Origin of the sequence: Microcella alkaliphila, assembly GCF_002355395.1 — a bacterium.
GTDB lineage: Bacteria > Actinomycetota > Actinomycetes > Actinomycetales > Microbacteriaceae > Microcella > Microcella alkaliphila_A.
In genome coordinates this window covers 1,258,494-1,282,940 of record NZ_AP017315.1, presented here as the reverse complement: position 1 = coordinate 1,282,940, position 24,447 = coordinate 1,258,494, and the positions used below count along the sequence as shown (strand labels likewise).

21 protein-coding genes are annotated in these 24,447 nt (G+C 68.9%); 8 read left to right on the top strand and 13 right to left on the bottom strand.

All coding sequences use genetic code 11. The annotated features are described in order from the left end of the window. The first annotated feature begins 46 nt into the window (after nt 1-46). Together CPY97_RS06290 and pknB are read left to right on the top strand one after the other, a co-directional pair. Nucleotides 47-1,441, top strand: a complete 1,395-nt coding sequence (locus tag CPY97_RS06290) for a LysM peptidoglycan-binding domain-containing protein (protein ID WP_231924069.1) — start codon at nt 47-49, stop codon at nt 1,439-1,441. Between the two features lie 50 nt (nt 1,442-1,491). Next, nucleotides 1,492-3,423, top strand: coding sequence for a Stk1 family PASTA domain-containing Ser/Thr kinase (pknB, locus tag CPY97_RS06285; protein ID WP_096421259.1), 1,932 nt, complete (start codon nt 1,492-1,494; stop codon nt 3,421-3,423). A gap of 36 nt (nt 3,424-3,459) precedes the next feature. Here pknB and CPY97_RS06280 read toward each other — a convergent pair whose 3' ends face one another. The 3 genes from CPY97_RS06280 to CPY97_RS06270 form a co-directional block, all read right to left on the bottom strand. Beyond that, nucleotides 3,460-4,830: a class II 3-deoxy-7-phosphoheptulonate synthase gene (locus CPY97_RS06280; protein WP_231924068.1), complete on the bottom strand. Its 1,371-nt coding sequence runs from the start codon at nt 4,828-4,830 to the stop codon at nt 3,460-3,462. Between the two features lie 93 nt (nt 4,831-4,923). Continuing rightward, nucleotides 4,924-5,613, bottom strand: coding sequence for a lysophospholipid acyltransferase family protein (locus tag CPY97_RS06275; protein ID WP_096421258.1), 690 nt, complete (start codon nt 5,611-5,613; stop codon nt 4,924-4,926). Nucleotides 5,614-5,644: 31 nt separating this feature from the next. Further along, nucleotides 5,645-6,613: an ROK family glucokinase gene (locus tag CPY97_RS06270; protein ID WP_096421257.1), complete on the bottom strand. Its 969-nt coding sequence runs from the start codon at nt 6,611-6,613 to the stop codon at nt 5,645-5,647. Between the two features lie 102 nt (nt 6,614-6,715). Between CPY97_RS06270 and CPY97_RS06265 the strand changes: the two genes are divergently transcribed. Beyond that, complete coding sequence (locus CPY97_RS06265; RefSeq protein WP_096421256.1) at nt 6,716-8,545, top strand: AMP-dependent synthetase/ligase; 1,830 nt, start codon at nt 6,716-6,718, stop codon at nt 8,543-8,545. Nucleotides 8,546-8,571: 26 nt separating this feature from the next. Here the strand turns inward: CPY97_RS06265 and CPY97_RS06260 are convergent, their stop codons facing one another. The 3 genes from CPY97_RS06260 to CPY97_RS06250 all read right to left on the bottom strand — a co-directional run bounded on the left by CPY97_RS06260 (nt 8,572) and on the right by CPY97_RS06250 (nt 13,865). Continuing rightward, complete coding sequence (locus tag CPY97_RS06260) at nt 8,572-9,072, bottom strand: peptide deformylase (protein WP_096421255.1); 501 nt, start codon at nt 9,070-9,072, stop codon at nt 8,572-8,574. Between the two features lie 9 nt (nt 9,073-9,081). Further along, nucleotides 9,082-10,392 carry a MinD/ParA family ATP-binding protein gene (locus CPY97_RS06255; protein ID WP_096421254.1) on the bottom strand — a complete coding sequence of 437 codons (1,311 nt, stop codon included), beginning with the start codon at nt 10,390-10,392 and terminating at the stop codon, nt 9,082-9,084. 68 nt (nt 10,393-10,460) lie between these two features. Next, nucleotides 10,461-13,865 (bottom strand): pyruvate carboxylase, encoded by a 3,405-nt coding sequence (locus CPY97_RS06250; RefSeq protein WP_096421253.1) that lies wholly within the window; start codon nt 13,863-13,865, stop codon nt 10,461-10,463. 114 nt (nt 13,866-13,979) lie between these two features. On the opposite strand from CPY97_RS06250, the gene CPY97_RS06245 reads away from it, so the two are divergent. Further along, nucleotides 13,980-14,783, top strand: coding sequence for a ParA family protein (locus tag CPY97_RS06245; protein ID WP_096421252.1), 804 nt, complete (start codon nt 13,980-13,982; stop codon nt 14,781-14,783). A 66-nt stretch (nt 14,784-14,849) separates the two neighbouring features. Here CPY97_RS06245 and CPY97_RS06240 read toward each other — a convergent pair whose 3' ends face one another. From CPY97_RS06240 to CPY97_RS06225, 4 genes are all read right to left on the bottom strand, one after another. Further along, nucleotides 14,850-15,395: a MerR family transcriptional regulator gene (locus CPY97_RS06240; protein ID WP_096421251.1), complete on the bottom strand. Its 546-nt coding sequence runs from the start codon at nt 15,393-15,395 to the stop codon at nt 14,850-14,852. A 118-nt stretch (nt 15,396-15,513) separates the two neighbouring features. Further along, a complete protein-coding gene (locus CPY97_RS06235; RefSeq protein ID WP_096421250.1) occupies nt 15,514-16,218 on the bottom strand; it encodes a MerR family transcriptional regulator in 705 nt (234 codons plus the stop codon). Then, nucleotides 16,218-16,682, bottom strand: a complete 465-nt coding sequence (locus CPY97_RS06230; protein ID WP_096421249.1) for an FHA domain-containing protein — start codon at nt 16,680-16,682, stop codon at nt 16,218-16,220. The genes CPY97_RS06235 and CPY97_RS06230 overlap by 1 nt, the downstream gene beginning before the upstream one ends. Further along, entirely contained in the window at nt 16,675-17,316 is a 642-nt protein-coding gene (locus CPY97_RS06225; protein ID WP_331716227.1) for a CDP-alcohol phosphatidyltransferase family protein, read from the bottom strand. The genes CPY97_RS06230 and CPY97_RS06225 overlap by 8 nt, the downstream gene beginning before the upstream one ends. A gap of 114 nt (nt 17,317-17,430) precedes the next feature. Here CPY97_RS06225 and CPY97_RS06220 point away from each other — a divergent pair, with 114 nt between their 5' ends. Next, nucleotides 17,431-17,892, top strand: a complete 462-nt coding sequence (locus CPY97_RS06220; RefSeq protein ID WP_096421247.1) for a hypothetical protein — start codon at nt 17,431-17,433, stop codon at nt 17,890-17,892. On the opposite strand, the gene CPY97_RS06215 is transcribed toward CPY97_RS06220, so the two are convergent. Together CPY97_RS06215 and CPY97_RS06210 are read right to left on the bottom strand one after the other, a co-directional pair. Next, the gene (locus CPY97_RS06215; protein WP_231924067.1) at nt 17,889-18,644 is read right to left on the bottom strand and encodes an SDR family NAD(P)-dependent oxidoreductase; all 756 of its coding nucleotides are present in this window, start codon (nt 18,642-18,644) and stop codon (nt 17,889-17,891) included. The two genes, CPY97_RS06220 and CPY97_RS06215, sit on opposite strands and share 4 nt — an antisense overlap. 10 nt (nt 18,645-18,654) lie before the next feature. Then, nucleotides 18,655-20,076 (bottom strand): glucose-6-phosphate dehydrogenase, encoded by a 1,422-nt coding sequence (locus CPY97_RS06210; RefSeq protein WP_096421245.1) that lies wholly within the window; start codon nt 20,074-20,076, stop codon nt 18,655-18,657. Nucleotides 20,077-20,128: 52 nt separating this feature from the next. On the opposite strand from CPY97_RS06210, the gene CPY97_RS06205 reads away from it, so the two are divergent. The 3 genes from CPY97_RS06205 (at nt 20,129) to CPY97_RS06195 (ending at nt 23,314) form a co-directional block, all read left to right on the top strand. Beyond that, a complete protein-coding gene (locus CPY97_RS06205) occupies nt 20,129-21,907 on the top strand; it encodes a glycoside hydrolase family 15 protein (protein ID WP_096423438.1) in 1,779 nt (592 codons plus the stop codon). Next, entirely contained in the window at nt 21,907-22,296 is a 390-nt protein-coding gene (locus CPY97_RS06200) for an RNA-binding S4 domain-containing protein (protein WP_096421244.1), read from the top strand. Before CPY97_RS06205 ends, CPY97_RS06200 begins: the two co-directional genes overlap by 1 nt. Before the next feature lie 64 nt (nt 22,297-22,360). Beyond that, nucleotides 22,361-23,314, top strand: coding sequence for a DNA topoisomerase IB (locus tag CPY97_RS06195; RefSeq protein WP_150129211.1), 954 nt, complete (start codon nt 22,361-22,363; stop codon nt 23,312-23,314). 6 nt (nt 23,315-23,320) lie between these two features. Here CPY97_RS06195 and CPY97_RS06190 read toward each other — a convergent pair whose 3' ends face one another. Beyond that, nucleotides 23,321-24,274, bottom strand: coding sequence for an L-lactate dehydrogenase (locus CPY97_RS06190; protein WP_096421242.1), 954 nt, complete (start codon nt 24,272-24,274; stop codon nt 23,321-23,323). Nucleotides 24,275-24,447: the final 173 nt, after the last annotated feature.

The following is a 24,447-nucleotide window of genomic DNA, read 5'->3' as shown; positions in this document are numbered from 1 at the left end:
CGCGTTCCCACGCGGCGCCACTCACGGCCAGGGGGTACCTGTCACCATGACCGTCCGTCACGACACCGACACCGAGCACGACCCGGATGCTGCTGGCCGCGCTCGCGAGGTCTTCGCCGGCCTCGCGCCGCGCGCCCCGGGCGCAGTCTCGACAGAACCCGCCGCGGCATTCCGTCGCGCGTCGACTACCCCGCGCAGCACCGGCCGTGCGCTCACGTACGGCACCATGCCCGTCGTCCTGACAGGCGCGATCGTGCTCGGGCTCGGCCTCACCGGACCCGTCGACGCCGCCCAGGCCACTCGTAAGCCGCTCGCTCCGAAACCCCAACAGAACCCGGCGGCGCCGAGTCTGCGGGCGGCCCTCGGCCAGGTCGGCGCGGCTATGACGCCGGGTGCTCTCGGGGTTCGGACCATTCAGGCTGCCGCCGCGCCGGCGAGCTACGTCGTTCAGGCGGGCGACACCGTCTCCGACATCGCGGGCCGCTTTGGCCTCTCGACCCCCGCCGTGCTCGCGATGAACGGTCTCAGCTGGAACTCGTTGATCTTCCCGGGCCAGGTTCTGAAGCTCACGGATGCCCCGACGAAGGTGGCCGCGACGCCAACGCCCGCGACGCAGGACGGCTTCTACGTGGTCGCTGCGGGCGACACGGTGTCGGGCATCGCCGCCCGCTTCGGCGTGACAACGCAGGCCGTGCTCGATGCCAATGGACTCGGCTGGCGAAGCATCATCTACCCCGGTCAGCAGCTGCGGATTCCCGGCGTGAGCCCCGCCGCAAGCGAGTCCGGTACGGCAGCGGAAACGGTCACTCACGAATCTGTCGAGGCCGACGAGGTGCTGTCGCTGCCGGTCAGCGAGCGACCGACGCTTCCGGGCGGTCCTGCGGAGCAGGCGGCGCCCGCCGTCGCGGCACCGGCGCCGGCCCCCGCGCCCCCGCCCGCCGAGGCGGCGCCCGCACCGGCGCCCGCACCCCCCGCTCCGGCGCCCGCGCCGCCCATCGCGCCGCCCACGACTCCCCCGCCCGGCACCGTGACGGCCCTGAACGCCGACCAGCGCGCTCACGCACAGACGATCATCTCGGTGGGCCGGCAGCTGGGCGTGCCCGACTACGGCATCGTGATCGCACTCGCGACCGCGATGCAGGAGTCGTCGCTGCGCAACCTCTCGTGGGGCCACCTCGACTCCGTGGGCCTGTTCCAGCAGCGGCCCTCGAGCGGCTGGGGAACTCCCGCACAGCTGCAGGATCCCGCCTACGCAGCGCGCCTGTTCTACGGCGGCCCGCATAACCCGAACGCCGGGCGCACCAGGGGTCTTCTCGACATCCGCGGGTGGCAGTCAATGTCGCTCACGGTCGCCGCGCAGGCGGTGCAAATCTCGGCCTACCCCGACGCCTACGCCAAGTGGGAAACGAGCGCCTGGGCGTGGCTCGCACAACGCGGCTAACCCGTGTGGCGCGGCCTGCTCGCACCTGAGCGACACCTACACTCGAGGGCGTGAGCGCCGCGCCCGGAGACCCGTTGATCGGCCGGCTTATCGACGGTCGCTACCACGTGCGCTCCCGCATCGCTCGGGGTGGCATGGCGACCGTGTACCTCGCCACCGATCAGCGGCTCGACCGCCTCGTCGCGGTCAAGATCATGCACGGGCACTTGGCTGACGACAGCCAATTCAAGGAGCGCTTCATCCAGGAGGCGCGCAGCGCCGCTCGCCTCGCGCATCCGAACGTCGTCAACGTTTTCGACCAGGGACAGGACCACGAGTCGGCCTATCTCGTCATGGAGTATCTGCCCGGCATCACCCTGCGCGAGCTGCTGCAGGAGTACGGCGCGCTCACCCCCGAGCAGACGCTCGACATCGGCGAGGCGGTGCTCGCGGGACTTTCGGCGGCGCACAAGGCCGCCATCGTGCACCGCGATCTGAAGCCCGAGAACGTGCTGTTGGCGGACGACGGCCGCATCAAGATCGGCGACTTCGGTCTCGCGCGCGCCGCCAGCGCCAACACCGCGACGGGCGCGGCGCTGCTCGGCACGATCGCCTACCTCTCCCCCGAGCTCATCACCCGCGGCGTCGCCGACACCCGCAGCGACATCTACGCGCTCGGCATCATGATGTTCGAGATGCTCACCGGTGAGCAGCCGTTCAAGGGCGAGCAGCCGATGCAGATCGCCTACCAACACGCGAACGACTCGGTGCCGGCCCCCAGCACCGTCAATCCCGACGTCCCGGCCGAACTCGACGAGCTGGTGCTGTGGGCGACCGCGCGCGATCCCGCGGATCGCCCGGCGGATGCGCGCGCGCTTCTCGAGCAGCTGCGCGACACCTCGCGCTCACTCGCGACCTCGATCGTCGCCACGGGCCCGCAGCAGACGATGGTGCTGCCTCCCCTGTCCACCTCGGCCGCGGCGATGACGGCCGAGACGCAGGTCATCGCGCCCGCGGGTGCGGCTGCCGCGCCGCCCGCCGATCCTGGTACGCCCAGTCAACGGCTCGCGCTTGCCGCCCCCGCGCGTCGCCGCCGCGGCATCGCGATCATGCTCGTCGTTCTCCTCGTCGCCGGGCTCGCGGCCGTCGCCGGCTGGTGGTTCTCCAGTGGACCGGGCGGCTCGGTGACGATCCCTGAGCTGCGCAGCGTCGCCGAGGCGGACGCCCGGGTGATCCTCGCCGACGAGGGACTCCTTGTCGCGAGCGAGACGGTGCGCGAGTTCTCCCTCGACGTGGATGCGGGGCTCGTCATTCGCACGGATCCCCCCGCCGGCGAGGCGGTTCCGCGCGAAACCGAGGTCACTCTCGTGGTCTCGGAAGGCGCCGAGCCGACGACCGTTCCCGACGTGCGTGGCCAGCCCGAAGCGGACGCCCGGGCGATTCTCGAGGACGCGGGCTTTGTCGTCGCCGAGGAGCGCGCCGAGCGCTTCGACGGTGAGATCGGCGACGGCTCGGTCCTGGAGGTTCGCGATGCGGAAGGTTCCCCCCTCGCGGCGGGCGCCGACTCGTTCCGCGGCACGCCTGTGTCACTGCTCGTCTCGGTCGGCTCGATTCCCGAAGTTCGTGGCCTCACTCTCGACGCCGCCCAGGCGGAGCTCGATCGTCGAGGCCTCGGCTCCACCGTCGCGACCGAAACGTTCGACAACGACATCGCGGCGGGCTCTGTGCTGGGCTACGGCGATCTGCCGGAGGTCATTCAGCCGGGCGACACGCTGCCGCTGGTCGTCTCGCGCGGCCCCGACCTCGTGGAGATTCCCGACGTGATCGGGCTCAGCATCAACGAGGCGATCGAGGCGCTGCGCGCCGCCGAGTTCGGCGTCGACGTGCGCACGAACGTGCCCGAGAGCTTCCTCTGGAACTTCACGAGCGTGCAGAACGTCATCCCGTCACAGGACGGCAGCGCCGTGCGGGGCTCGACGATCATCATCGAGGCGTTCGTCTAAACGCCCCGAGCGGAAGTTCCTGCGCGGGCGAACGGGTCAGCTCGCGCTGAGCTCCTCCGCGACGAGGAACGCCAGCTCGAGCGACTGCATGTGGTTCAGGCGCGGGTCGCACAGCGATTCGTAGCGCGTCGCCAGCGTCGCCTCGTCGATCATCTCGCTGCCGCCGAGGCACTCGGTGACATCGTCGCCCGTGAGCTCGACGTGGATACCGCCGGGGTGCGTGCCCGCCGCGCGGTGCGCCTCAAAGAAGCCCTTGACCTCATCGACGACGTCGTTGAAGCGACGCGTCTTGTAGCCGGTCGGGGTGGTGAGGCCGTTGCCGTGCATGGGGTCGGTCACCCACAGCGGGTTCGCGTCCATGCCCTTAATGGCCTCGAGAAGCGGGGGCAGAGCATCCCGGATCTTGCCGGCACCCATGCGCGTGATGAAGGTGAGGCGGCCCGGTTCGCGATCGGGGTCAAGCACGTCGATGAGGCGCTCCATCGTCTCGGGCGTCGTCGACGGCCCGAGCTTCACGCCGATGGGATTGCGGATGCGCTTGAAGAAGTCGACGTGCGCGCCGTCGAGCTCGCGGGTGCGCTCGCCGATCCAGAGGAAGTGGGCGCTCGTGTTGTACGGCAGCCCCGTGCGCGAGTCGATGCGGGTCATCGGGCGCTCGTAGTCCATGAGCAGGCCCTCGTGGCTCGAGTAGAACTCGACACGCTTCAGCTCGTCGAAGTCGGCGCCCGCCGCCTCCATGAACTTGATGGCGCGGTCGATCTCCTTCGCGAGGCCCTCGTAGCGCTGGTTGGCCGGGTTCGCGGCGAAGCCCTTGTTCCACGAGTGCACCATGCGCAGGTCGGCGAAACCACCCTGCGTGAAGGCACGGATCAGGTTCAGCGTTGCCGCGGCCGTGTGGTAGCCCTGCACAATTCGGCGCGGGTCGGCGGCACGCGACTCGGGGGTGAAGTCGTAACCGTTGACGATGTCGCCACGGTAGGCGGGCAGCGTGACATCGCCGCGCGTCTCAGAGTCACTCGAGCGGGGCTTCGCAAACTGGCCGGCCATGCGGCCCATCTTGATGACCGGCATCGACGCACCGTAGGTGAGCACGACCGCCATCTGCAGGATCGTCTTCACCCGGTTGCGAATCTGGTCGGCGGTCGCACCCGCAAAGGTCTCGGCGCAGTCGCCGCCCTGCAGGAGGAAGGCTTCGCCGCGCGCCGCGCGCGCCAGGCGGTCGCGCAGGTTGTCGACCTCGCCGGCGAACACCAGCGGCGGAAGGGTGCCGAGTTCAGCGGAGGCCGCCTCTGCCGCCGCGGCGTCCGACCACTGGGGCTGCTGTTTGATCGGCAGCGTGCGCCAGTGGTCGAGCCCCGCAACGATGTCGGGGTCAGCGGCGATCACAGGTTCGGTCGGGTCGACCACAGGCGGTACTCCAGTGCAGAAAGAGGGGGTGGATGGCGCGGGCGAGCGCGCTGTTCGAGCCTAGCCCAGCGGAATGAGTGTGCCCGCCGCGGGTCAGCGGACGTGGGCGGGACGCTTGTCGCGCACGGTGGTGGCGTACACGTCCCGATATTCCTGGCCGGACAGCCGACCCAGTTCGTACATGATCTCGTCGGTCACCGAGCGCAACACGAAGCGGTCACTTTCCATGCCAGCGAAGCGGCTGAAGTCGAGGGGCTCGCCGAACACGATGCCGGGGCGCACCACCTTCGGCACGCGGGTACCGATCGGCATGACCTTCTCGGTATCGATCATCGCAACCGGGATGACCGGGGCACCGGATTCGAGGATCATGCGGGCCACGCCCGTGCGGCCCCGATACAGGATGGCGTCGGGGCTGCGGGTGCCCTCGGGATAGATGCCGAGCGCCTTGCCCTCCGCGAGCACGCGAAGCCCGGTGTTGAGCGAGGCCTCCGACGCCTTGCCGCCAGAGCGGTCAATGGGGAGCTGTCCGGAGGCCTGGAAGAACACGCGCGTCAGCCACCCCTTGATGCCCTTGCCGGTGAAGTAGTCGCTCTTGGCGAGAAACACGACGCGCCGGTCCAGAACGAGTGGCAAAAAGATCGAATCGACGAAGGACAGGTGGTTGCTCGCGAGGATCACCGGGCCAGAACGGGGAACGTTGTCGATGCCCCGCACCCACGGACGAAAAACCGTGAGCAGGATGGGGCCGATGACCAGGTTCTTCATCAACCAGTAGAACATCGTTGCTCCCCTCGCTCGGCCGCCACCCAGCCTAACCCCGCGGCGCCGCGCCGATGGACTCAGCGTGAATGCGCGCAAGGTCGGCCGCGCCGACGACGCCGGCGTCGTTGACCAGCTCGGCGACGACGAACTCGGGCTCGGGGTGGTAGCCACGCGCGGGAAGGTGAGCGAGGTAGGCCTCCCGCACCGGATCGAGCAGCGCGTCGCCCGCGACGGAGACACCGCCGCCGAAGACGAACATCTCGGGATCCAGTACCGCGCTGAGGCTGGCACACGCCTGACCAAGCCAGAGCCCCAGCTGGCGGAGGGCGTGGTGAGCGCCCAGATCGCCGTCCTCGAGGAACTGGGCGAGCATCCCACCCGACAGTGTGCCTCCCTCCTCTTCGCGGGCGACAGCGAGTGCATGGCCGATGCCACCGGCGTCCGCGATCTCGTTCGCCATTCGCAAGAGTGCCCGGCCCGAGCCGTACTGCTCGATGCAGCCGCGTGCGCCGCAGCCGCAGGGAAGCCCGTCCGGCACGATACGCAGGTGCCCCAGCTCGCCCGCCGTTCCGAAGCCGCCGCGCAGCAGGCGGTCGCCGGTGACGATCGCGCCGCCGACGCCCGTGCCAATCGTCAGCATCGTCATGTCGTGGGCGTCACGAGCGACGCCGTAGCGGAACTCGGCCCAGCCGGCGGCGTTCGCGTCGTTATCGATCGTGACGTCCATGCCGAGGCGGGCACGCAGGCGGTCACGGAACGGCTCGTTACGCCACGAGATGTTGGGGGCGTAGTAGACGGTCGACTGCGCGGCGTCGATGAAGCCGGCGGCGGCGACGCCGGTCGCAACCACGGTGTGCCCCTCGCTCAACCGCTCGACCATGCTGGCCACGATCTCGACGATCGCCGACGGGTCGGTGGCCGGCGTGGGCCGGCGTTCCTCGGCGAGAATCGTGCCGTCGTCGGCCACGAGGGCGCCGGCGATCTTCGTCCCGCCAATGTCGATTCCGATTGCATGCACGGCTCGAAACTCTATCGGTGGTGAGCAGTCAGCGCGTGGCGAGGTCGCGCCGGTAGGCTGGTCGAACCGCCCCAGACCAGACCCGGTGCCAGAGGAGCTGCCGTGAAAAAATTCGTCGTCCCGGCCGTCGTGACCCCCGACCCCGACGCGAACACTACTGACCTGCTTGTCGACCGCGTCGCCCAGGCGCCCGATGATGCGCTGTTCGCCCTTCCGACCGCCGACGGCGGCTGGAGTGACGTCACGGCCGCCGAGTTTCACACGCAGGTGGTCGCTCTGGCCAAGGGCTTCATCGCCGCGGGCGTCGAGCCCGGCGAGAAGATCGGGTTCATGTGCAAGACCCGCTACGAGTGGACCCTGGTCGACTTCGCGGCGTGGTTCGCCGGCGCCGTCCTCGTCCCGATCTACGAGACGAGTTCGCCGAGCCAGATCCAGTACATCCTCGAAGACTCAGAGGCGCACCACCTGATCGTCGAGACCGCCGAGCACTACTCGCGCTTCGACGAGATCGCCAGCGACGTGCCGAGCATCGGCCACGTGTGGCAGATGCACCTCGGCGCGCTCGACAAGCTCGCCGCCGACGGCACGGACGTCACCGACGAGGCCGTCGAGGCGCGACGCACGGCGGCAGTCGGCAGTGACCTCGCGACCCTCATCTACACCTCCGGCTCGACGGGAGTGCCGAAGGGCGTCATGCTGACGCACTCGAACTTCGTCGAGCTGTCGCGCAACGCCCGCATCGCGATGAAGGAGGTCTTCGCGCCCGGCGCATCGACCCTGCTGTTCATCACGACTGCGCACGTGTTTGCGCGCTTCATCTCGATCATCTGCGTGCACGGCGGCATCAAGGTCGGTCACCAGGCCGACACGAAGCAGCTCTTGCCCGCGCTCGGCTCGTTCAAGCCGACCTTCCTGCTCGCCGTTCCGCGGGTGTTCGAGAAGGTCTACAACTCGGCCGAGCAGAAGGCCGAGGCCGGCGGTAAGGGAAAGATCTTCCGCAGGGCCGCCGACACCGCTGTCGCCTACTCGAAGGCTCTCGACACCGGCTCGGTGCCGCTCGGCCTGAAGCTGCAATTCATGCTGTTCGACAAGCTCGTGTACTCGAGGCTGAAGAACGCGATGGGCGGCCGCGTGCAGTACGCCGTGTCGGGCTCGGCGCCGCTCGGCACGCGTCTCGGGCACTTCTTCCGCGCCCTGAACGTGCGCATCCTGGAGGGCTACGGCCTCACCGAAACGACGGCTCCCGCCTCGGTGAACCTTGTCAACAACTTCAAGATCGGCACGGTCGGCCCGGCGCTTCCGGGCGTCGGAATCGCCCTCGACGACGACGGCGAGATCCTCATCTCCGGCAACAACGTGTTCGCCGGCTACTGGAAGAAACCTGAGGCGACAGCCGAGGTCATGACGGAGGACGGCTGGTTCCGCACCGGCGACATCGGCACGATCGACGCCGACGGCTACCTCACGATCACGGGCCGCAAGAAGGAGATCATCGTGACCGCGGGCGGCAAGAACGTCGCCCCCGCCGTTCTGGAAGACCCGATCCGCGCGAACCCGATCGTCGGCCAGGTCGTCGTGGTGGGCGACCAGAAGCCGTTCATCTCGGCCCTCATCACGCTCGACCCCGAGATGCTGCCGGTGTGGCTCAACAACAACGGCGAGGACGCGCAGATGACGCTCGCCGACGCCGCTCAGCACCCCAAGGTGCTCGCCGAGGTGCAGAGCGCGATCGACGTCGCGAACGCCCGCGTGTCGCGCGCCGAGTCCATCCGCAAGTTTGTGATTCTCGCGACCGAGTTCACGGAGGCCTCGGGGCACCTCACGCCCAAGATGAGCATCAAGCGCCACGTCATCACGAAAGACTTCGCGTCGGTGATCGACGGGCTGTACTCGGCCTCGCCCGAGACGCAAGGAATCTCACTCGCGCAGTAGCGCGACACCGCACGGGATGCGCGTGGTCAGGGCCGCTGGAACCAGTCGGCGGTCCTGATCGCCCGCATCGCCTCGCGCTTCAGTTCCGGCTCGAGGCCCTCGACGTACACCCGGCCCTCGAGGTGATCCGTCTCGTGCTGCAGCGCCTGGGCAAGCAACCCCTCCCCCTCGACGGCGACGGCGTTGCCGTCGAGGTCGACGCCCTCGACGCGCGCCCACGGGTGACGCCGGCGCGGGTAGGCGAGCCCAGGAACCGAGAGGCACCCCTCATCGACGGGCTCGGCGTCGCCGCGCACCTCGACAAGCTGCGGGTTGATGATGTAGCCGAGGTCACCATCGATGTTGTAGCTGAACACGGCAAGCCCCACGCCGATCTGGTTCGCGGCGACGCCCGCGCGCCCCGGAACCTGCACCGTGTCGAGCAGGTCGTCAACGAGCGCGCGCAACGACGCATCGAAGTGGACGACACGATCGGTGCGCGAGCGCAACACGGGGTCGCCGAAGAGGCGAATGGGGCGGACGGTCATCGTGCGCGATCAGTACCCGTCGCGCGGAATGCCCTCGACCACCAGCGCGGCGAGCTCACGGGCCGCGTGGCGGGTGTACGGCTTCAGGTCTTTCCACTTCACGACGGAGCCGGCAGCCAGCACCTCGTCGTAGGGGATGCGCACGATCTCGCGCACGCGCGAGGCGAAGTGCGCCTCGATCTCTTCGAGCTTCACGAGGTTGGTGCCCTGGGTGGCGGTGTTGATCGCGACAACCGCGTTGCGCACCAGCTCGTCGTAGCCGTTGGCCTCCAGCCAGGTCAGCGTCTCGCTGGCAAGGCGCGCCTCGTCGACGCTGCCGCCCGACACGATGACGACGGAGTCAGCGCGCTCGAGGGTGGGACGCATGACCGAGTGCACAATTCCCGTACCGCAGTCGGTCAAGACAATCGAGTAGTAGCGCGCGGCGAGGTCGGCGACGACGTTGTAGTCGTCGGCGTCGAACGCTTCGGACAGCAACGGATCGGTGTCGCTGGCGAGCACGTCCAGTCGCGTCGCGTCGCGCGACACAAAGGTCGAGAAGTCGTTGTAGGCACCGACGGACGCGGCGCGGTTGACGACGTCACGCACCGTGGAGCGTGTCTGCTTCGCAACGCGCTCGGCGAGCGTTCCGCGATCGGGGTTGGCATCGATGGCGATGACGCGGTCTTCGCGCACGGAAGCCAGCGCCATGCCGAGAAGAGTGGTCACGGTCGTCTTGCCGACGCCACCCTTGCGGGTCAGCACGGGCACGAAGCGGGCATTGAGACCGAGCGGCTGCGCGATGCGCGCATCCAATTCTTTACGCTCGCGAACGCGACGCGAGTCGCCGATGTTGACCTGCTTGAACGTGCTCAGGTACACGAACCGCGGCCAAGCGCCTTCGGGGCCGTTCGGGCGGGAACGCTTCGGGTCGAGCAGGCGGTCGGCCGTCAGCATTCCCGCTGGTTCGGGCTGGTGGTCCCCGTACATGACGCGGCGCGACAGGTCGGCGGGGAGATCAGCCGGGTCGATGTCGCTGAGGTCGGGCTGGGTCAGGGCGCTGGCGAGCTGCTGGTCACCGAGCTGGATGGTCGTAGCGCCCGTCTGCAGCATCTCGACGATCTGCGGGTCAACGCCGCGCGCAGCGAGCTCCGCGGTCGGGTCGGGAGCCTCGTCAGGTGTCGGTTCGGGCAGCGCGACGTCGATGGTAAGAGACTCGGGCACAGCGGCAATAAACTCGCTTCCGCCGCCGGGCTCGACGCCGTCATTGACGGTGCGGGGTGTGGTTGCCCCGACCACGTCGGTCGAGACGTCGCCTGATGCGTCGCGTTTCTCGGCCATGCGGCCTCCTTCCGAAGTTCGACACGCCAGTGTAGCGGGGTCTTCGCCCCGCTCACTGACCCGGGTGTCTACGTCCCGGCGACGACGACGAGCAGGTCCCCGGCCTCCACCTGCTGCGTAGAGGGAATCGCTCGACGCTCGATCGTGCCCGCAATCGGGGTCGTGATGGCCGCCTCCATCTTCATCGCCTCAATCGTCGCGATGGTGGCGCCCGCCTCAACCTCGTCGCCCTCGTCGACCTGCAGCGTGACGACGCCGCTGAAGGGCGCGGCGACGTGGCCGGGCTTCCCCGGGTCCGCCTTCTCGGCCGAGGCGGAATCGACGGCGACCGAGCGGTCGCGAATGAGCACGGGACGCAACTGGCCGTTGAGCGTGGCCATAACCGTTCGCATGCCCTTTTCGTCCGCCTCGCTGATCGCCTCGAGACCCATGAACAGGGTGACGCCGCGCTCCATCTCGATGACGTGCTCTTCGCCCGGCTTCAGGCCGTACAGATAGTCGGGGGTTGCCAGCACGGACACGTCGCCGTACTGCTCCCGCACCTGGAGGAACTGCTGCGTGGGCTGGGCGAACAGCAGCTGATTCAGCATGAGGCGACGCTCGTCGGTCGATCCGTCGAGCGCGGCGCGCTGGTCGTCGGTGAGCTCGGTGAGCCCGGGCTTCACGGTGCGCCCCTCGAGAACCTTGGTGCGGAACGGCTCGGGCCATCCGCCCGGCAGATCGCCGAGCTCGCCAGCCATGAAGCCGATCACCGAGTCGGGGATGTCGTAGTTCTGCGGGTTCTGCTCGAAGTCGTCAGGGTCGGCTCCCGCGGCGGCCATTTGCAGCGCGAGGTCACCGACCACCTTCGACGACGGAGTCACCTTCGTCGGCCGGCCGAGGATGCGGTTCGCCGCGGCATACCAGTCCTCGATGAGCTCGAAGCGGTCGCCGAGGCCGAGAGCGATGGCCTGCTGGCGCAGGTTCGACAGCTGCCCACCCGGGATCTCATGGTGGTACACGCGTCCCGTCGGCCCGGGCAGGCCCGACTCGAACGGCTTGTATGCGCGTCGCACCGCCTCCCAGTAGGGCTCGAGGTCGCTGACGGCGCCGAGATCGAGACCGGTGTCGCGCTCCGTGTGCGCGAGGGCTGCGACGAGGGCCGACAGCGCGGGCTGAGACGTCGTGCCCGCCATGGGCGCGCTCGCCGCGTCGACCGCGTCCGCGCCGGCACGCGAGGCTGCAAGAAGCGTCGCCAGCTGGCCGCCCGCGGTGTCGTGCGTGTGCACGTGCAGGGGCACGTCGAAGCGTTCGCGCAACGCGGCGACGAGCTTCTCGGCGGCGCCGGCGCGCAGGAGGCCCGCCATGTCTTTGATCGCAAGCACGTGGGCGCCGGCCTCAACGATGCGTTCGGCGAGGCGCAGGTAGTAGTCGAGCGTGTACAGGTCCTCGGCGGGGTTCAGCAGGTCGCCGGAGTAGCACATGCCCACCTCGGCGATCGTGGTGCCCGTCTCGAGGACCGCGTCGATCGCCGGGCGCATCTGGTCAACGTCGTTGAGGGCGTCGAAGATGCGGAAGATGTCGACGCCGGTCGCCGCGGCCTCGCGCACGAACGCGTCGGTGACCTCGGTCGGGTACGGCGTGTAGCCCACCGTGTTGCGGCCGCGCAGCAGCATCTGAATTGCGACGTTCGGCAGTGCCTCGCGCATGGCGGCGAGTCGCTGCCACGGGTCTTCGCCAAGGAAACGCAAGGCCACGTCGTAGGTCGCGCCACCCCACGCCTCGACGCTCAGGAGCTCGGGGGTCAGTCGGGCGACGTGGGGCATGACGGCGACCAGGTCGCGGGTGCGCACGCGGGTCGCGAGCAACGACTGGTGGGCGTCGCGGAAGGTTGAGTCGGTGACGGCGAGAGCGGTCTGCGCCCGCAGCGCGGCGGCAAAGCCGGCCGGGCCGAGCTCGCGCAGGCGGTCGCGCGAGCCCGCGGGCGCAGGCAGGCTGAGGTCGACGGCGGGCAGCTTCACTGCCGGGTCGATGACGCCCTCCCCCGCGCCGTTCGGCTGATTGACGGTGACGTCGGCGAGCCACGTCAGCATCTTCGTGCCGCGGTCCTTCGACGGGTTCATCGTGACCAGCTCGGGGCGCTCATCGATGAACGACGTCGACAGATCGCCGGCGATCACCGCCGGGTCGTCGAGCACGGCCTGCAAGAACGGGATGTTCGTGGTGACGCCGCGGATACGGAACTCGGCGAGTCCGCGCTTGGCGCGGTTCACAGCCGTGGCGAAGTCACGACCGCGGCACGTCATCTTGGCGAGCATCGAGTCGAAGTGCGGGCTCACCTGCGCGCCGGCGGCGATGGTGCCGCCGTCGAGGCGCACGCCCGCACCTCCGGGCGAGCGGTAGGTGGTGATCTTGCCGGTGTCGGGGCGGAACCCGCTCGCCGGGTCTTCCGTGGTGATGCGACACTGCAGGGCAGCACCGCGCAGGTGAATCTGGTCTTGGCGCAGGCCCAGGTTCTCGAGCGACTCGCCCGCGGCGATCAGCATCTGCGCGCGCACGAGGTCGACATCCGTGACCTCCTCGGTCACGGTGTGCTCGACCTGGATGCGCGGGTTCATCTCGATGAAGACGTGCTGCCCGGCTCGCTCGCCTGCCGTGTCGAGCAGGAACTCGACGGTGCCGGCGTTGACGTAGCCGATCGACTTCGCGAAGGCGACCGCGTCGCGGTACATCGCCTCGCGGATGCTGTCGTCGAGGTTCGGGGCGGGCGCAATCTCGACCACCTTCTGGTGGCGGCGCTGAATCGAGCAGTCGCGTTCGAACAGGTGCACGGTCTCACCGTGTGCGTCGGCGAGGATCTGCACCTCGATGTGTCGGGGGCGCACGACGGCCTGTTCGAGGAACATGGTGGGGTCGCCAAACGCGCTGTCGGCTTCGCGCATGGCGGCCTCGAGCGCGGGCCGCAGCTCGTCTCGGGTCTCGACCCGGCGCATCCCACGCCCGCCGCCGCCCGCGACGGCCTTCGCGAAAATCGGGAAGCCGATCTCGTCGGCGGCGGCAAGAAGCACCTCGATATCGGTCGTCGCGGGGCTCGACTGGAGAACGGGTACGCCCGCCGCGATCGCCTTCTCTTTCGCCGACACCTTGTTGCCGGCCATCTCAAGCACTTCGCGCGGCGGACCGATGAACGCGATGCCGTTGGCACGCGCCGCCTCGGCCAGGTCGGGGTTCTCGCTGAGGAACCCGTAGCCCGGGTAGATCGCGTCGGCACCCGAGAGCTTCGCGACGCGAATGATCTCGTCGACGTCGAGGTAGGCGCGGACCGGGTGGCCTTCCTCACCGATCTGATACGCCTCGTCGGCCTTCAGCCGGTGAAACGAGTTGCGATCTTCGTAGGGAAACACGGCGACCGTCTTGGCGCCCAGCTCAACCGCGGCGCGAAACGCCCGGATAGCGATTTCTCCACGATTAGCGACGAGGATCTTCTGAAACATTGCGTCCTTCCTGGCACGACGCCGAAGCGTCGCGTCGGGGGTGGTGGCCGGGGACGTCCGCGAACGGTGCGGATGCACGCGTTCCATAGCCTAGTGAAGGTAGGGTCTTCTTCCGTGCACGTACTGAGCATCAGCTCCCTCAAGGGAGGCGTCGGCAAGACGACGGTGACCCTTGGGCTCGCGTCGGCCGCGTTCTCACGGGGCCTGCGCACTCTCGTCGTCGATCTCGACCCGCAGTCAGATGCGTCCACGGGCATGGACATTCAGATCGTCGGCCGGCTGACGATCGCCGACGTGCTGGCCTCGCCGAAAGAGCGCATCGTTCGCCAGGCGATTGCCCCGTCGGGCTGGACGCGTGGACGACCGGGAAAGGTCGACGTGCTCATCGGCAGCCCCAGCGCCATCAACTTCGACGGGCCGCACCCCTCGATTCGTGAGATCTGGAAACTCGAAGAGGCTCTCGCGCACATCGAGAATGAATATGACCTCGTGCTCGTCGACTGCGCCCCCTCGTTGAACGCCCTCACCCGCACGGCGTGGGCGGCGAGCGATCGGGTCATGGTCGTCACGGAGCCCGGCCTGTTTTCTGTCGCCGCCGCCGACCGCGCGCTGCGCGCGATCGAAGAAATCCGTCGCGGATTGTCTCCGCGTCTGCAGCCGCTCGGCATTGTCGTGAACCGTGCACGTGTGCAAAGCCTCGAGCACCAGTTCCGCATCAAAGAGCTGCGCGACATGTTCGGCCCGCTGGTGCTCGCCCCGCAGCTGCCCGAGCGCACGTCGCTCCAGCAGGCACAGGGTGCCGCGAAGCCGCTGCACGTATGGCCGGGCGAAAGCTCTCAGGAGATGGCGCGCAACTTCGACCAGCTCCTCGACCGCGTGATGCGCACGGCGCGCATCGGCGAGTACGCCCAGCAGTAGAGGGCTCGCACCAGCGGGCGCGAGCAATCGGCCCGGATATCACCGGGTCGGCACGGAGCCGTGTGGCTAGCTGGCGCGGGTCGCGCGGCGAGCGGCGAGCTCGTCTTTGGGGTCGGCAGTCGGGCTGGCATCGAGGTCGATGAGTTCGGTCTCGACCTCGCGCAATACCTTGCCGACGGCAATGCCGAAAACGCCCTGGCCGCGGCTGACGAGGTCGATGACCTCGTCATTGGAGGTGCAGAGGTAGACGCTCGCCCCGTCGCTCATGAGGGTCGTCTGGGCCAGGTCATGCACGCCGGATTCGCGCAGCTGCTCGACGGCCGTGCGAATCTGCTGCAGCGAAATGCCGGTATCGAGCAGCCGCTTCACTAGCTTCAGCACGAGAATGTCGCGGAAGCCGTAGAGGCGCTGCGTGCCCGAACCGGAGGCGCCGCGGACGGTCGGCTCGACGAGTTGTGTGCGTGCCCAGTAATCGAGCTGGCGGTACGAGATGCCGGCGGCACGTGCGGCGACAGCGCCGCGGTATCCTGCCTCATCGTCGAGATCGGGCAGGCCGTCGGTGAAGAGCAGTTCGAGTTCGTAGCGTTCGTCGCGGCGGCTGCTGTCCGTCATGGCGCGTACCTAACCTTCAGTCTTAACGTGACACTTGGCGTCACGCCCTTCACCCTAGCGAGCGCAAGACGCGCTGGCCGCGAGATCCGCCGACGACACGTCGGCGTGTCGGGCCTCCCTACGACTGTAGCCTGCCGAGCGCCGAACGGATCAGGCTGGATCGCACGATTTCGAGCTGGCTGGCAATCTCACGAGCCAGTTCTGCCGCCTTCGCACGGCTGGAGGCGTCGTTGCGGCGGGAGACCGGGATCAGTGCGCTCTCGATGAGGCCCAATTCACGCTCCGCGGAGGCGCGGAAGCCGCGCAGGTGGCGGGGCTCGATGCCGGTGCGCTGCAGTTCCACGAGCGCGCGCAACACCTGCACCGCATCGTCACCGAAGGTGTCCCCCGGAGCGATCAGGGATGCGCTGATCGCGTCGCTGAGCAGACCGGGCGTCGCCTGCGCCTCGCGAATGAGCTCCTCGCGGCTGTAGCGATGGTCGCTCGAGAGGATCGACGGGACGGCTACGTCGAGGCCGACCGGCAAGCGCGGCGTGCGCCCGGCGTCAAGGTCGTCGAGGTGCTCGCGAATGACCTTCAACGGCAGGTAGTGATCGCGCTGCATGGTGAGAATGAAGCGGAGGCGATCCACGTCCGCTGCCGAGAATTTTCGGTAGCCCGAGTCGGTTCGCTCGGGTGCCACCAGGTTGCGTTCCTCCAAGAACCGCAGCTTCGAGGGCGTCAGGTCGGGAAACTCGGGACTGAGCTTGGCAAGCACCTGGCCGATCGACAGCAGCCCCGCTGTCGCCGGCCGTCGCGCCTCAGCGGACGACCGTGCGGGCATCAGGCGCCCTGGGGCTGGTCGTGGCGCGACGAGTAGAAGGTCAGATGGAACTTGCCCACCTGCACCTCGGCGCCGTCGACGAGGGGGACGGTGTCGTCGATACGCTCGCCGTTGTAGAACGTGCCGTTCAGGGAACCGAGGTCACGAACGGCGAATCGGGTACCCGAACGCACGAATTCCGCATGCTTGCGTGACACCGTCACGTCGTCGAGGAAGATGTCGGCGTCGGGATGGCGACCGGCGATCGTCTGGTCGCCGTCGAGCAGGAATCGCGCGCCGGTGTTCGGACCGCGGCGCACGATGAGCACGGCTGAACCCGACGGAAGGGCGCTGATGATGTCCAGCTCGCCCGTGCGCACACCGGCTTCCATCGCCGCCAATTGCGCGGCGAATTCGGGCCCGTAGTGCACCGTCGTGTCTTGCGGGCGGTACTCGCGTTCGCCGCCTGCCGTGTTGTCAGCCATCCGTCATCCTCCTGCGTGCCAGCGTATCCGATGCATCTGCTCTGTCGAGGGGGTGTTCACGGATGAGGACACGCGTTTGGCGCAGGTATAGCAGGCCCGCCCACCAGTACAGGAAGGCCCCCCACAGGGCGAAGGCCCAGCCGATGGGGTCGGACACGACCGCGAGGGCAGGGAAGGCCTGCCCGAGGACGAGGATGGGCAGCGCGTAGAACAGTGCGAAGGTCGCGGTTTTGCCGAGGTGATGAACGGGCAGCGGCCCGAAACGGTGCTGGGCGAGCACGACACCGAGCACGATCAGGAAGAGGTCGCGACCGATGATGACGACGACGAGCCACCAGGGAACGACCCCTCGCACGGCGAGCCCGAGCACGGCCGCCATGATGAAGAGCCGGTCAGCAGCCGGATCGAGAAGTTGGCCGAGCTTCGTGATCTGGCCGAAGCGTCGGGCGATCACCCCGTCGGCCCAGTCGCTGACGGTGGACACCACGATCACGATGAGAGCCGCGACATCTTCGCCAACGACGACGAGCACGAAGAAGACGGGGACGAGCAGCAGACGCAGCGCGCTCAACGCGTTCGGGACGGTCCAGACGCGGTCGCTCACCACGGGCGAGGCGGGCGCGGGCTCGGACACGGCCACAGTCTAGTGACGCGCTCCTGCGGGCCCGAGGGAGAGACAGCGCAGAGTTCGCTGTACGCGCCGTGCCGCAGTCGCCGGAAACGGCGGGCGAGGGTTACCGTACCTGGCATGTCGTGCATCCGGTTCAACACCCCCGCGCAGAAGCGCCAGCTCGCCGAGAACGCCCCCGCGATGCAGCTCGGAACCGAGCCGGTGGCGCAGTTCCTCTCCCCCACGGTGACCGACTCCAAGCGGGAGCGCATTCGTCGGCTGGCCGCGAGCGACGACCCGCGCATCCGTGAGAGCGCCGCGCTGTCGTACCACGCCCCCGACGAGGTGTACGAGGCGCTGGCCCACGACCCCGAGGCGAGCGTGCGCAGCTGTCTCGCCCGTAACGAGCGCACGCCGTGCGATGTGCTGCGCACCCTCGCCGCCGATCCCGATGAGCAGGTGCGCGCGTGGGTCGCGATCAACTACTTCGTGCCCGCCGACGCCATGGAACGTCTCGCAGCCGACGAGAGCGACACCGTGCGCGCGCTCGTCGCCTGGAAGGCGTCGCTCGCCGGCGAAGCCCACCCCGTCGCCGTTTAGCGCGAGCGGAACTGCCCCGCCGCCGACAGCGAGTCGGGCAGGATGCGGGCAAGTCCCGCGATGATCGTCCACCGCACGGTCGGAATGACGACACTGCGGCCGCGATCGATCGCCCGCAACGACTGCCGAACAACTGTCGGGGCGTCTAGCCACAGCGCCTTGGGGATGCCCGAGACGTCGACCCCCATGCGCTCATGGAACTCGGTGCGCACGAATCCGGGCGCCACCGCTGTCACGCTCACGCCACGGCGGCGATAACTCAGGTTCGCCCAGCGGGCGAACGACACACCCCAGGCCTTTGCGGCGCCATAGGTGCCGCGCGGGGTGAACGCGGCCACGCTCGAGACGATGACGATGCGTCCCCCGCCGCCGGCGAGCATCCGCTTCAGAGCCGTCTGAGAGAGGCGCAGCGGAACGGCCACGTGAATCGCGAGGTGGCGCTGCTCGTCCTCGGCATCGGTCGCGGCGAGGTCGCCGCCAATTCCGTAGCCGGCGTTGTTGATGAGCACGTCGACCGGGTCAGACACGGACGCGATGCGGGCGTCGACGGCGGCGACCCCAGCCGAATCGTGCAGGTCGGCCACCAGGGTCTCGACGGTGACTCCGTGCTGGGAGCGCATCCGCTCCGCGACGTCGTCGAGCCTGCTCGCGGTGCGGGCGACCAGCACAAGGTCGTCGCCGCGGGCCGCGAGCTGGCGGGCGAATTCGAGTCCGATACCCGCGGTGGCACCGGTGATGAGGGCACGCGTCACGACGCCGAGCCTAGCCGCGCGACAGGTCGGAAAGCGGCGTCGACCAGTCGTCGGGGCCGGACGAGCCAGCCGGGTACTCGTCAAGCGGTACCGCGCCATCCCGCCAGGCGGCGAACACCGGATCGACGAGCGCCCAGCACAGTTCAGCGGCCTCGGCGGGAACGCTCAACAGCGGATCGGCGGCCAGGATGCCGTCGAGCACCTCGCCGTACGCCGTGAGCTCACCCGACCCGAAGTCGGTGTCCAGCTGCACGCGGTCGAGCTCCAGCGGATCGCCCGGCCCGTTCAGGTCGAGGTCGACCGTGAGGTGCTCGGGCGTCAACGAGACGATGATGCGCGGTGCATCGGAAGCCCCGTGAAAGCCCCGCGGGAGGTGAGCGACCGGGTGCAGCGTCAGCTGCGCGTCCTTTCGTGGCGCGCCGACTGCTTTGCCGCTGCGCAGCGTGATCGGCACCCCCGCCCAGCGGGCGTTCTCGACGGTGACGACGAATTCGGCGAGCGTCTCGGTCTCGTTCTCTGGGTCGACGCCGTCTTCGTCCGCATAGGCGGGCACGCTCTCGCCGTCGAGCTCACCCGCCGTGTACCGCGCACGGCGGGAGGCGCGCGCCGGGTCGTCGGCAAGCGGCCGCATCGCCCGCAGCGCCTGCACGAGCGACCCGCGCAGGTCGTCGGCGTCGAGAGCGGCGGGCGCTTCCATCGTCATGAAGCCGGCAACGAGCAGCAGATGGCTCTGGATCATGTCGACGAGCGCCCCCGCGCTGTCGTAGTAGCCGGCGCGGCCCTCCAGCGCGAGCGTCTCGTCGTAGACGATGTCGATGGCGGCGACGTTGTCGCGATTCCACACGCTCTCGAACAACCGGTTGGCAAAGCGCAGGCCCAAGAGGTTCAGCACGGTCGACTTGCCGAGGAAGTGGTCGACGCGGAAAACCTGGTCGTCGGCGACGCGCTCGGCGAGCAGCGCATTGAGCGTTCGGGCCGACTCGGTGTCGTGGCCGAAGGGCTTCTCGAGGGCGAGGCGGGTTCCGTCGGGAAGGTCGCCGGGCTGCAACGCCTCGACGGCCCGCACGGTGATGTCGGGTGGCAAGGCGAAGTACAGGATCGGCGGATGCTCCGCGCTCGCGACGAGGCCCCGCAGCTGCCCGCGGTCGGTCGCGTCCACCGTGCGCCACCGGGCCGCATCGACGGCGCGGTCGATCGCAGCCTTCGCGGCGGACGCATCGGGAACGTCACCGAGCGCATCCAGGCCGTTTTCGAGCGCGTCGCGCAGCAGTTCGCGCCACGCGTCGTCGTCGCTTTCGCTGTGGCCCGCCCCGACGAGGGTGAGGCGAAGCTCGGGGTTCCGGGCGAGAACTCCGGCGAGCCCCGGGACCAACAGGCGCTTGGTGAGGTCGCCACCGGCGCCGAGGATGATGAGCGTCTGATCGGACTGCATCGAGTCACCGTATCGAGGCCGTCTCGAAGATGCGTCTGATTGGATGATTCTCATGGCCGAACCTCTGGAGAATTACGCCCTCGTCGGAGACTGCCGATCGGCGGCACTCATCGGCCGCACCGGATCGATCGACTGGCTGTGCCTGCCGCGCTTCGACTCGGCGTCGCTGCTCGCTCGGATCCTCGGCGACGAGCGCCACGGGCACTGGTCGCTGAACCCGGTCGGCGCCGTCGAATGCACCTCGCATCGCTACGAGGAGGACACGTTCGTGCTCGTGACCCGGTGGGAGACCCCGACCGGTGTCATCGAGGTCACCGATTGGATGCCGATCGAGAACGGCGAGAGCGACATCGTGCGGCGGGTGACCGGCATTGAGGGCGAGGCGACGGTCGAACAGGTGCTGCGCATCCGCTTCGATTACGCCGATGCGATGCCGTGGGTGCGTCAAACAGGCACAGAGGATGCCCCGGAACTCACCGCCATCGCTGGCCCTGACGCGGTCGTCGTGCGCGGCCCCCAGTTCACCGCGGTCGATCACGCGCACCGCGCCGAGTTCACGGTCGCCGCCGGCGAGACGGTCGACACCGTGCTCACGTGGTTCCCGTCGCACAAGTCGCCCCGCCCGCCGCAAGACGTGGACACGATGCTCGAGACCACGCGCGCGTGGTGGCAAAACTGGGCGCGCACGTGCACTCCGCCCGGCGCTTACGACGAACACGTGCGCCGCTCGCTGCTCGTCCTTCGAGCGCTCACCCACGAGTCGACCGGCGGCATTGTCGCCGCTCCGACGACGAGCCTGCCGGAGGAGATCGGCGGCGGACGCAACTGGGACTACCGCTACGTCTGGATCCGCGACGCCGCCCTCACCCTCGAGGCACTCATGATCCACGGCTACCAGGACGAGGCAAGCGCGTGGCGCGACTGGCTGTTGCGGGCGATCGCCGGCGACCCGGAAGACGTGCAGATCATGTACGGTCTCTCGGGCGAGCGCTACCTGTACGAGCGCGAGATCGAGAGCCTCCCCGGCTACGAAGGCTCCTCCCCCGTGCGCGTCGGAAACGGCGCCTACGACCAATTCCAGGGCGACATCTTCGGCGAACTCATGATCGCCCTGGAAGACGCACGCGAGCTCGGAGTGCACGAGGACGACTTCTCGTGGTCGCTCCAAGTGCGACTGCTCGAGTGGGTTGCGACCCAACTCGACCGCGCCGATAACGGCATCTGGGAGATCCGCGGGCCGCTGCGCACCTTCACGCACTCACGAGCGATGCTGTGGGCAGCCTTCGACCGCGGTATCCGCGCGATCGAGCAGTTCGACCTGACCGGGCCGCTCGCCGAGTGGAAGGCCATTCGCGAGCGCTTGCGCACCGAGATTGAGGAGCACGGTTTCGACGACGAGCGCGGCCACTACCGCCAGCACTACGACACGGTCGAGGTCGACGCGTCGCTGCTGCAGCTCGCCCAGATCGGCTACGTCGCCTACGACGACGAACGGATGCTCGGAACGGTCGCCGAGATCGAGCGCACGCTGCTGCGCAAGGGACTCCCGCTGCGCTACCGCACGGAAAGCGGGGTCGATGGATTGGAGGGTGACGAGCATCCGTTCCTCACCTGCGCGTTCTGGCTGGTCGAGCAGTACGCCCGCTCGGGCCGCCTCGACGACGCGGTCACCCTCATGGACCGGCTGGTCGGCATCACGAACGACGTGGGGCTGCTCAGTGAGGAGTACGACGTCGACGATGAGCGGCACCTCGGCAACACTCCGCAGGCGTTGTCGCACCTCGCGCTCGTGCGGGCGGCCGACGCGATCTCGGAGGCGCGGGCGGCGTGATGGCCGCTGGCGGGGTTGGCGGGCCGACACAGGCACGCGTGGACGCGTGGGCCTGGGCGATTCGCCTGTTTTCGACCCGCTCGGCGGCGACCGCTGCCTGCAAGGCAGGGCACCTGAAGGTGAACGGATCGACGGTGAAGCCCGCCCACCCGGTGAAGGTCGGAGACACGGTCCGGGCGCTGACCCCGGGCGGCGAGCGCATCGTCGTCGTCACCGGCATCATCGTCAAGCGCACCTCGGCGGCGAAGGCGGCCGAACACTACGACGACCGCACTCCCCCGCCCCCGCCGAAGGAGGAGCGCGTTCTGCCGGTACTGCGCGAGCGTGGGGCGGGACGCCCGACGAAGCGCGACCGGCGCGAGATCGAGCGATTCCGCGGACGCGACTGAGCGCTTCCTCGATGGAGCCTGTGGGAACCGCCCACTCGCCGACTCGCGGACCCACACTCGATGGGTGCGCCTTCGACGATCATCGACCGACGACCCGGGAATGATGCGGCGCCGTCGCGGGCGCGGGTATTCCCACACTGACGCGGACGGCAGGCCTGTCACCGACCCCGCGACGCTGGAGCGGATCACCTCGCTCGTCATCCCGCCCGCCTGGACCGATGTGTGGATCTGCGCTGACGAGCGCGGACACCTCCAGGCCGCCGGGACGGACGCCGACGGACGGCGTCAGTACCGGTATCACCCGGCGTGGACGGAACGCGCCGAGCGACGCAAATACGCCCGCGTGCGCGAGCTCGCCGGGTGTACGACACCCCTGCGCCGACGCATCACCACCGACCTCCGCGGTGAGGATCCGCAGGCCCGCGCCACGGCGATCGCGGCTCGACTCATCGACGCCTTGGGGGTTCGACTCGGCGACGAACGGTACGCGCTCGAGCACGGCACGGTGGGCGCGCTCACGTTGGAGTGGCAGCACGTCGAGATCGACGGCGCTCGGGTACACCTCGATTTCCCAGCGAAGTCGGGCGTGCGCTGGCAGGCGACGCTGCGCGACGCTGACCTGGCCGCGGCGCTGGACGCCGTGCCGCGAGGTCGTCGCGTGCGACTGACCGAGTGGCGCGATGCCGAGGGCCGGCATCGCGTCAGCGCACGAGCGCTCACCGACTACCTGTCGATCGCGAGCGGGTGCGCCGTGACACCGAAAGACCTGCGCACGCTCCTCGGCTCGCGCACGGCCGCCCAGGTGCTGGCCCGGTCGGGGCCGCTCCCCCGCGCCGAGCAGGACGCCGTCATCCTCTCGGCGGTGGATACCGTCGCAGAGACGCTTCGCAACACGCGCGCCGTGGCGCGTTCGTCGTACATCGATCCCGTGGTGATCGAACGGTTCCGCCGCGGCCGCGTCGCCGCGCTCACGCGCGCGGGCGTCTCAGATCGGGCGTACGCCGACCTCGTCAGGTGACGCGGCTCACAGCCCCAGAGCCTCGAGGGAGGCGCGGATCGCCTCCGCGCTCTGATGGAGCTGACGCTCCTCCTCCGCCGAGAATGGCGCGTCGATGACGCGGGAGACCCCGCGCGCATCGACGATGCTCGGCACAGACAGCGCGACGCCGCTCACGCCGCGGTAGTCGTCGAGCACGCTCGAGACCGGCAGGATCGCGCCCTCGTCATGCAGGATCGCCTCGACGATACGCGCGCCGGACAGTCCGATCGCGTAGTTCGTCGCGCCCTTGCCCGCGATGACGGTGTATGCGGCGTTCTTCACCTCGTCGGCGATCTCGTCGAACTCCTCGACCGTGAGGCTCGCCCCCTCTTCGTCGATCCACTCGCGAATAGGGATCGGGCCTATGCGGCTTTGCGACCACAGCGGAAACTCGCTATCACCGTGCTCGCCGACGATCATGGCGTGCACGCTTGCGGCGCTCACGCCGAGGCGTTCCGCGAGCCGCCACCGGAGCCGCGAGGAGTCGAGCACCGTGCCGCTCGAGAACACCCGAGCGGGTTCGAGCTCGCTGAACCGCTGGGCGGCGACCGCCAACACGTCGCACGGGTTCGTCACGAGCATGAACACGGCATTGGGTGCGCGCTCGACGAGCCGGGGCATGAGATCGCGCAGGATCTCGACGTTGACCCCGGCGAGGTCGAGTCGGCTCTGGCCGGGGTGTTGCTTGGCACCGGCTGTGATCACCACGACGTTGGCCCCCTCCACCACGTCGAGGTCGGCACCGCCACTGACGGCGCTCGAACCGGTGAACGGGGTGCCGTGCGCGAGGTCGAGAATCTCGGCGTTGACGCGCGCTTCGTCGATGTCGTACAACACCACCTCGCGCGCGCTCTCACGAATGAGGGAAGCGTAAGCGAGGGCGGTGCCCACCGCCCCTGCTCCGACGATGGCCAAACGGGAGTTATCGATGACTGCCATGCCTTCCAGCCTGGCCGAGGGATCACCCCGCTGTCGAGGGTCTTTCGACCCATTCGGAGGCGGTGTCAGGGTCGACCAGCGATTGCAGATGCGCCACGAGCACCCCCGGGCCGACGGAGACAGGCCGTCGCACCGGGGGTGCTCGTGGGCGTCGTCAGGGGCGACGACGGGGT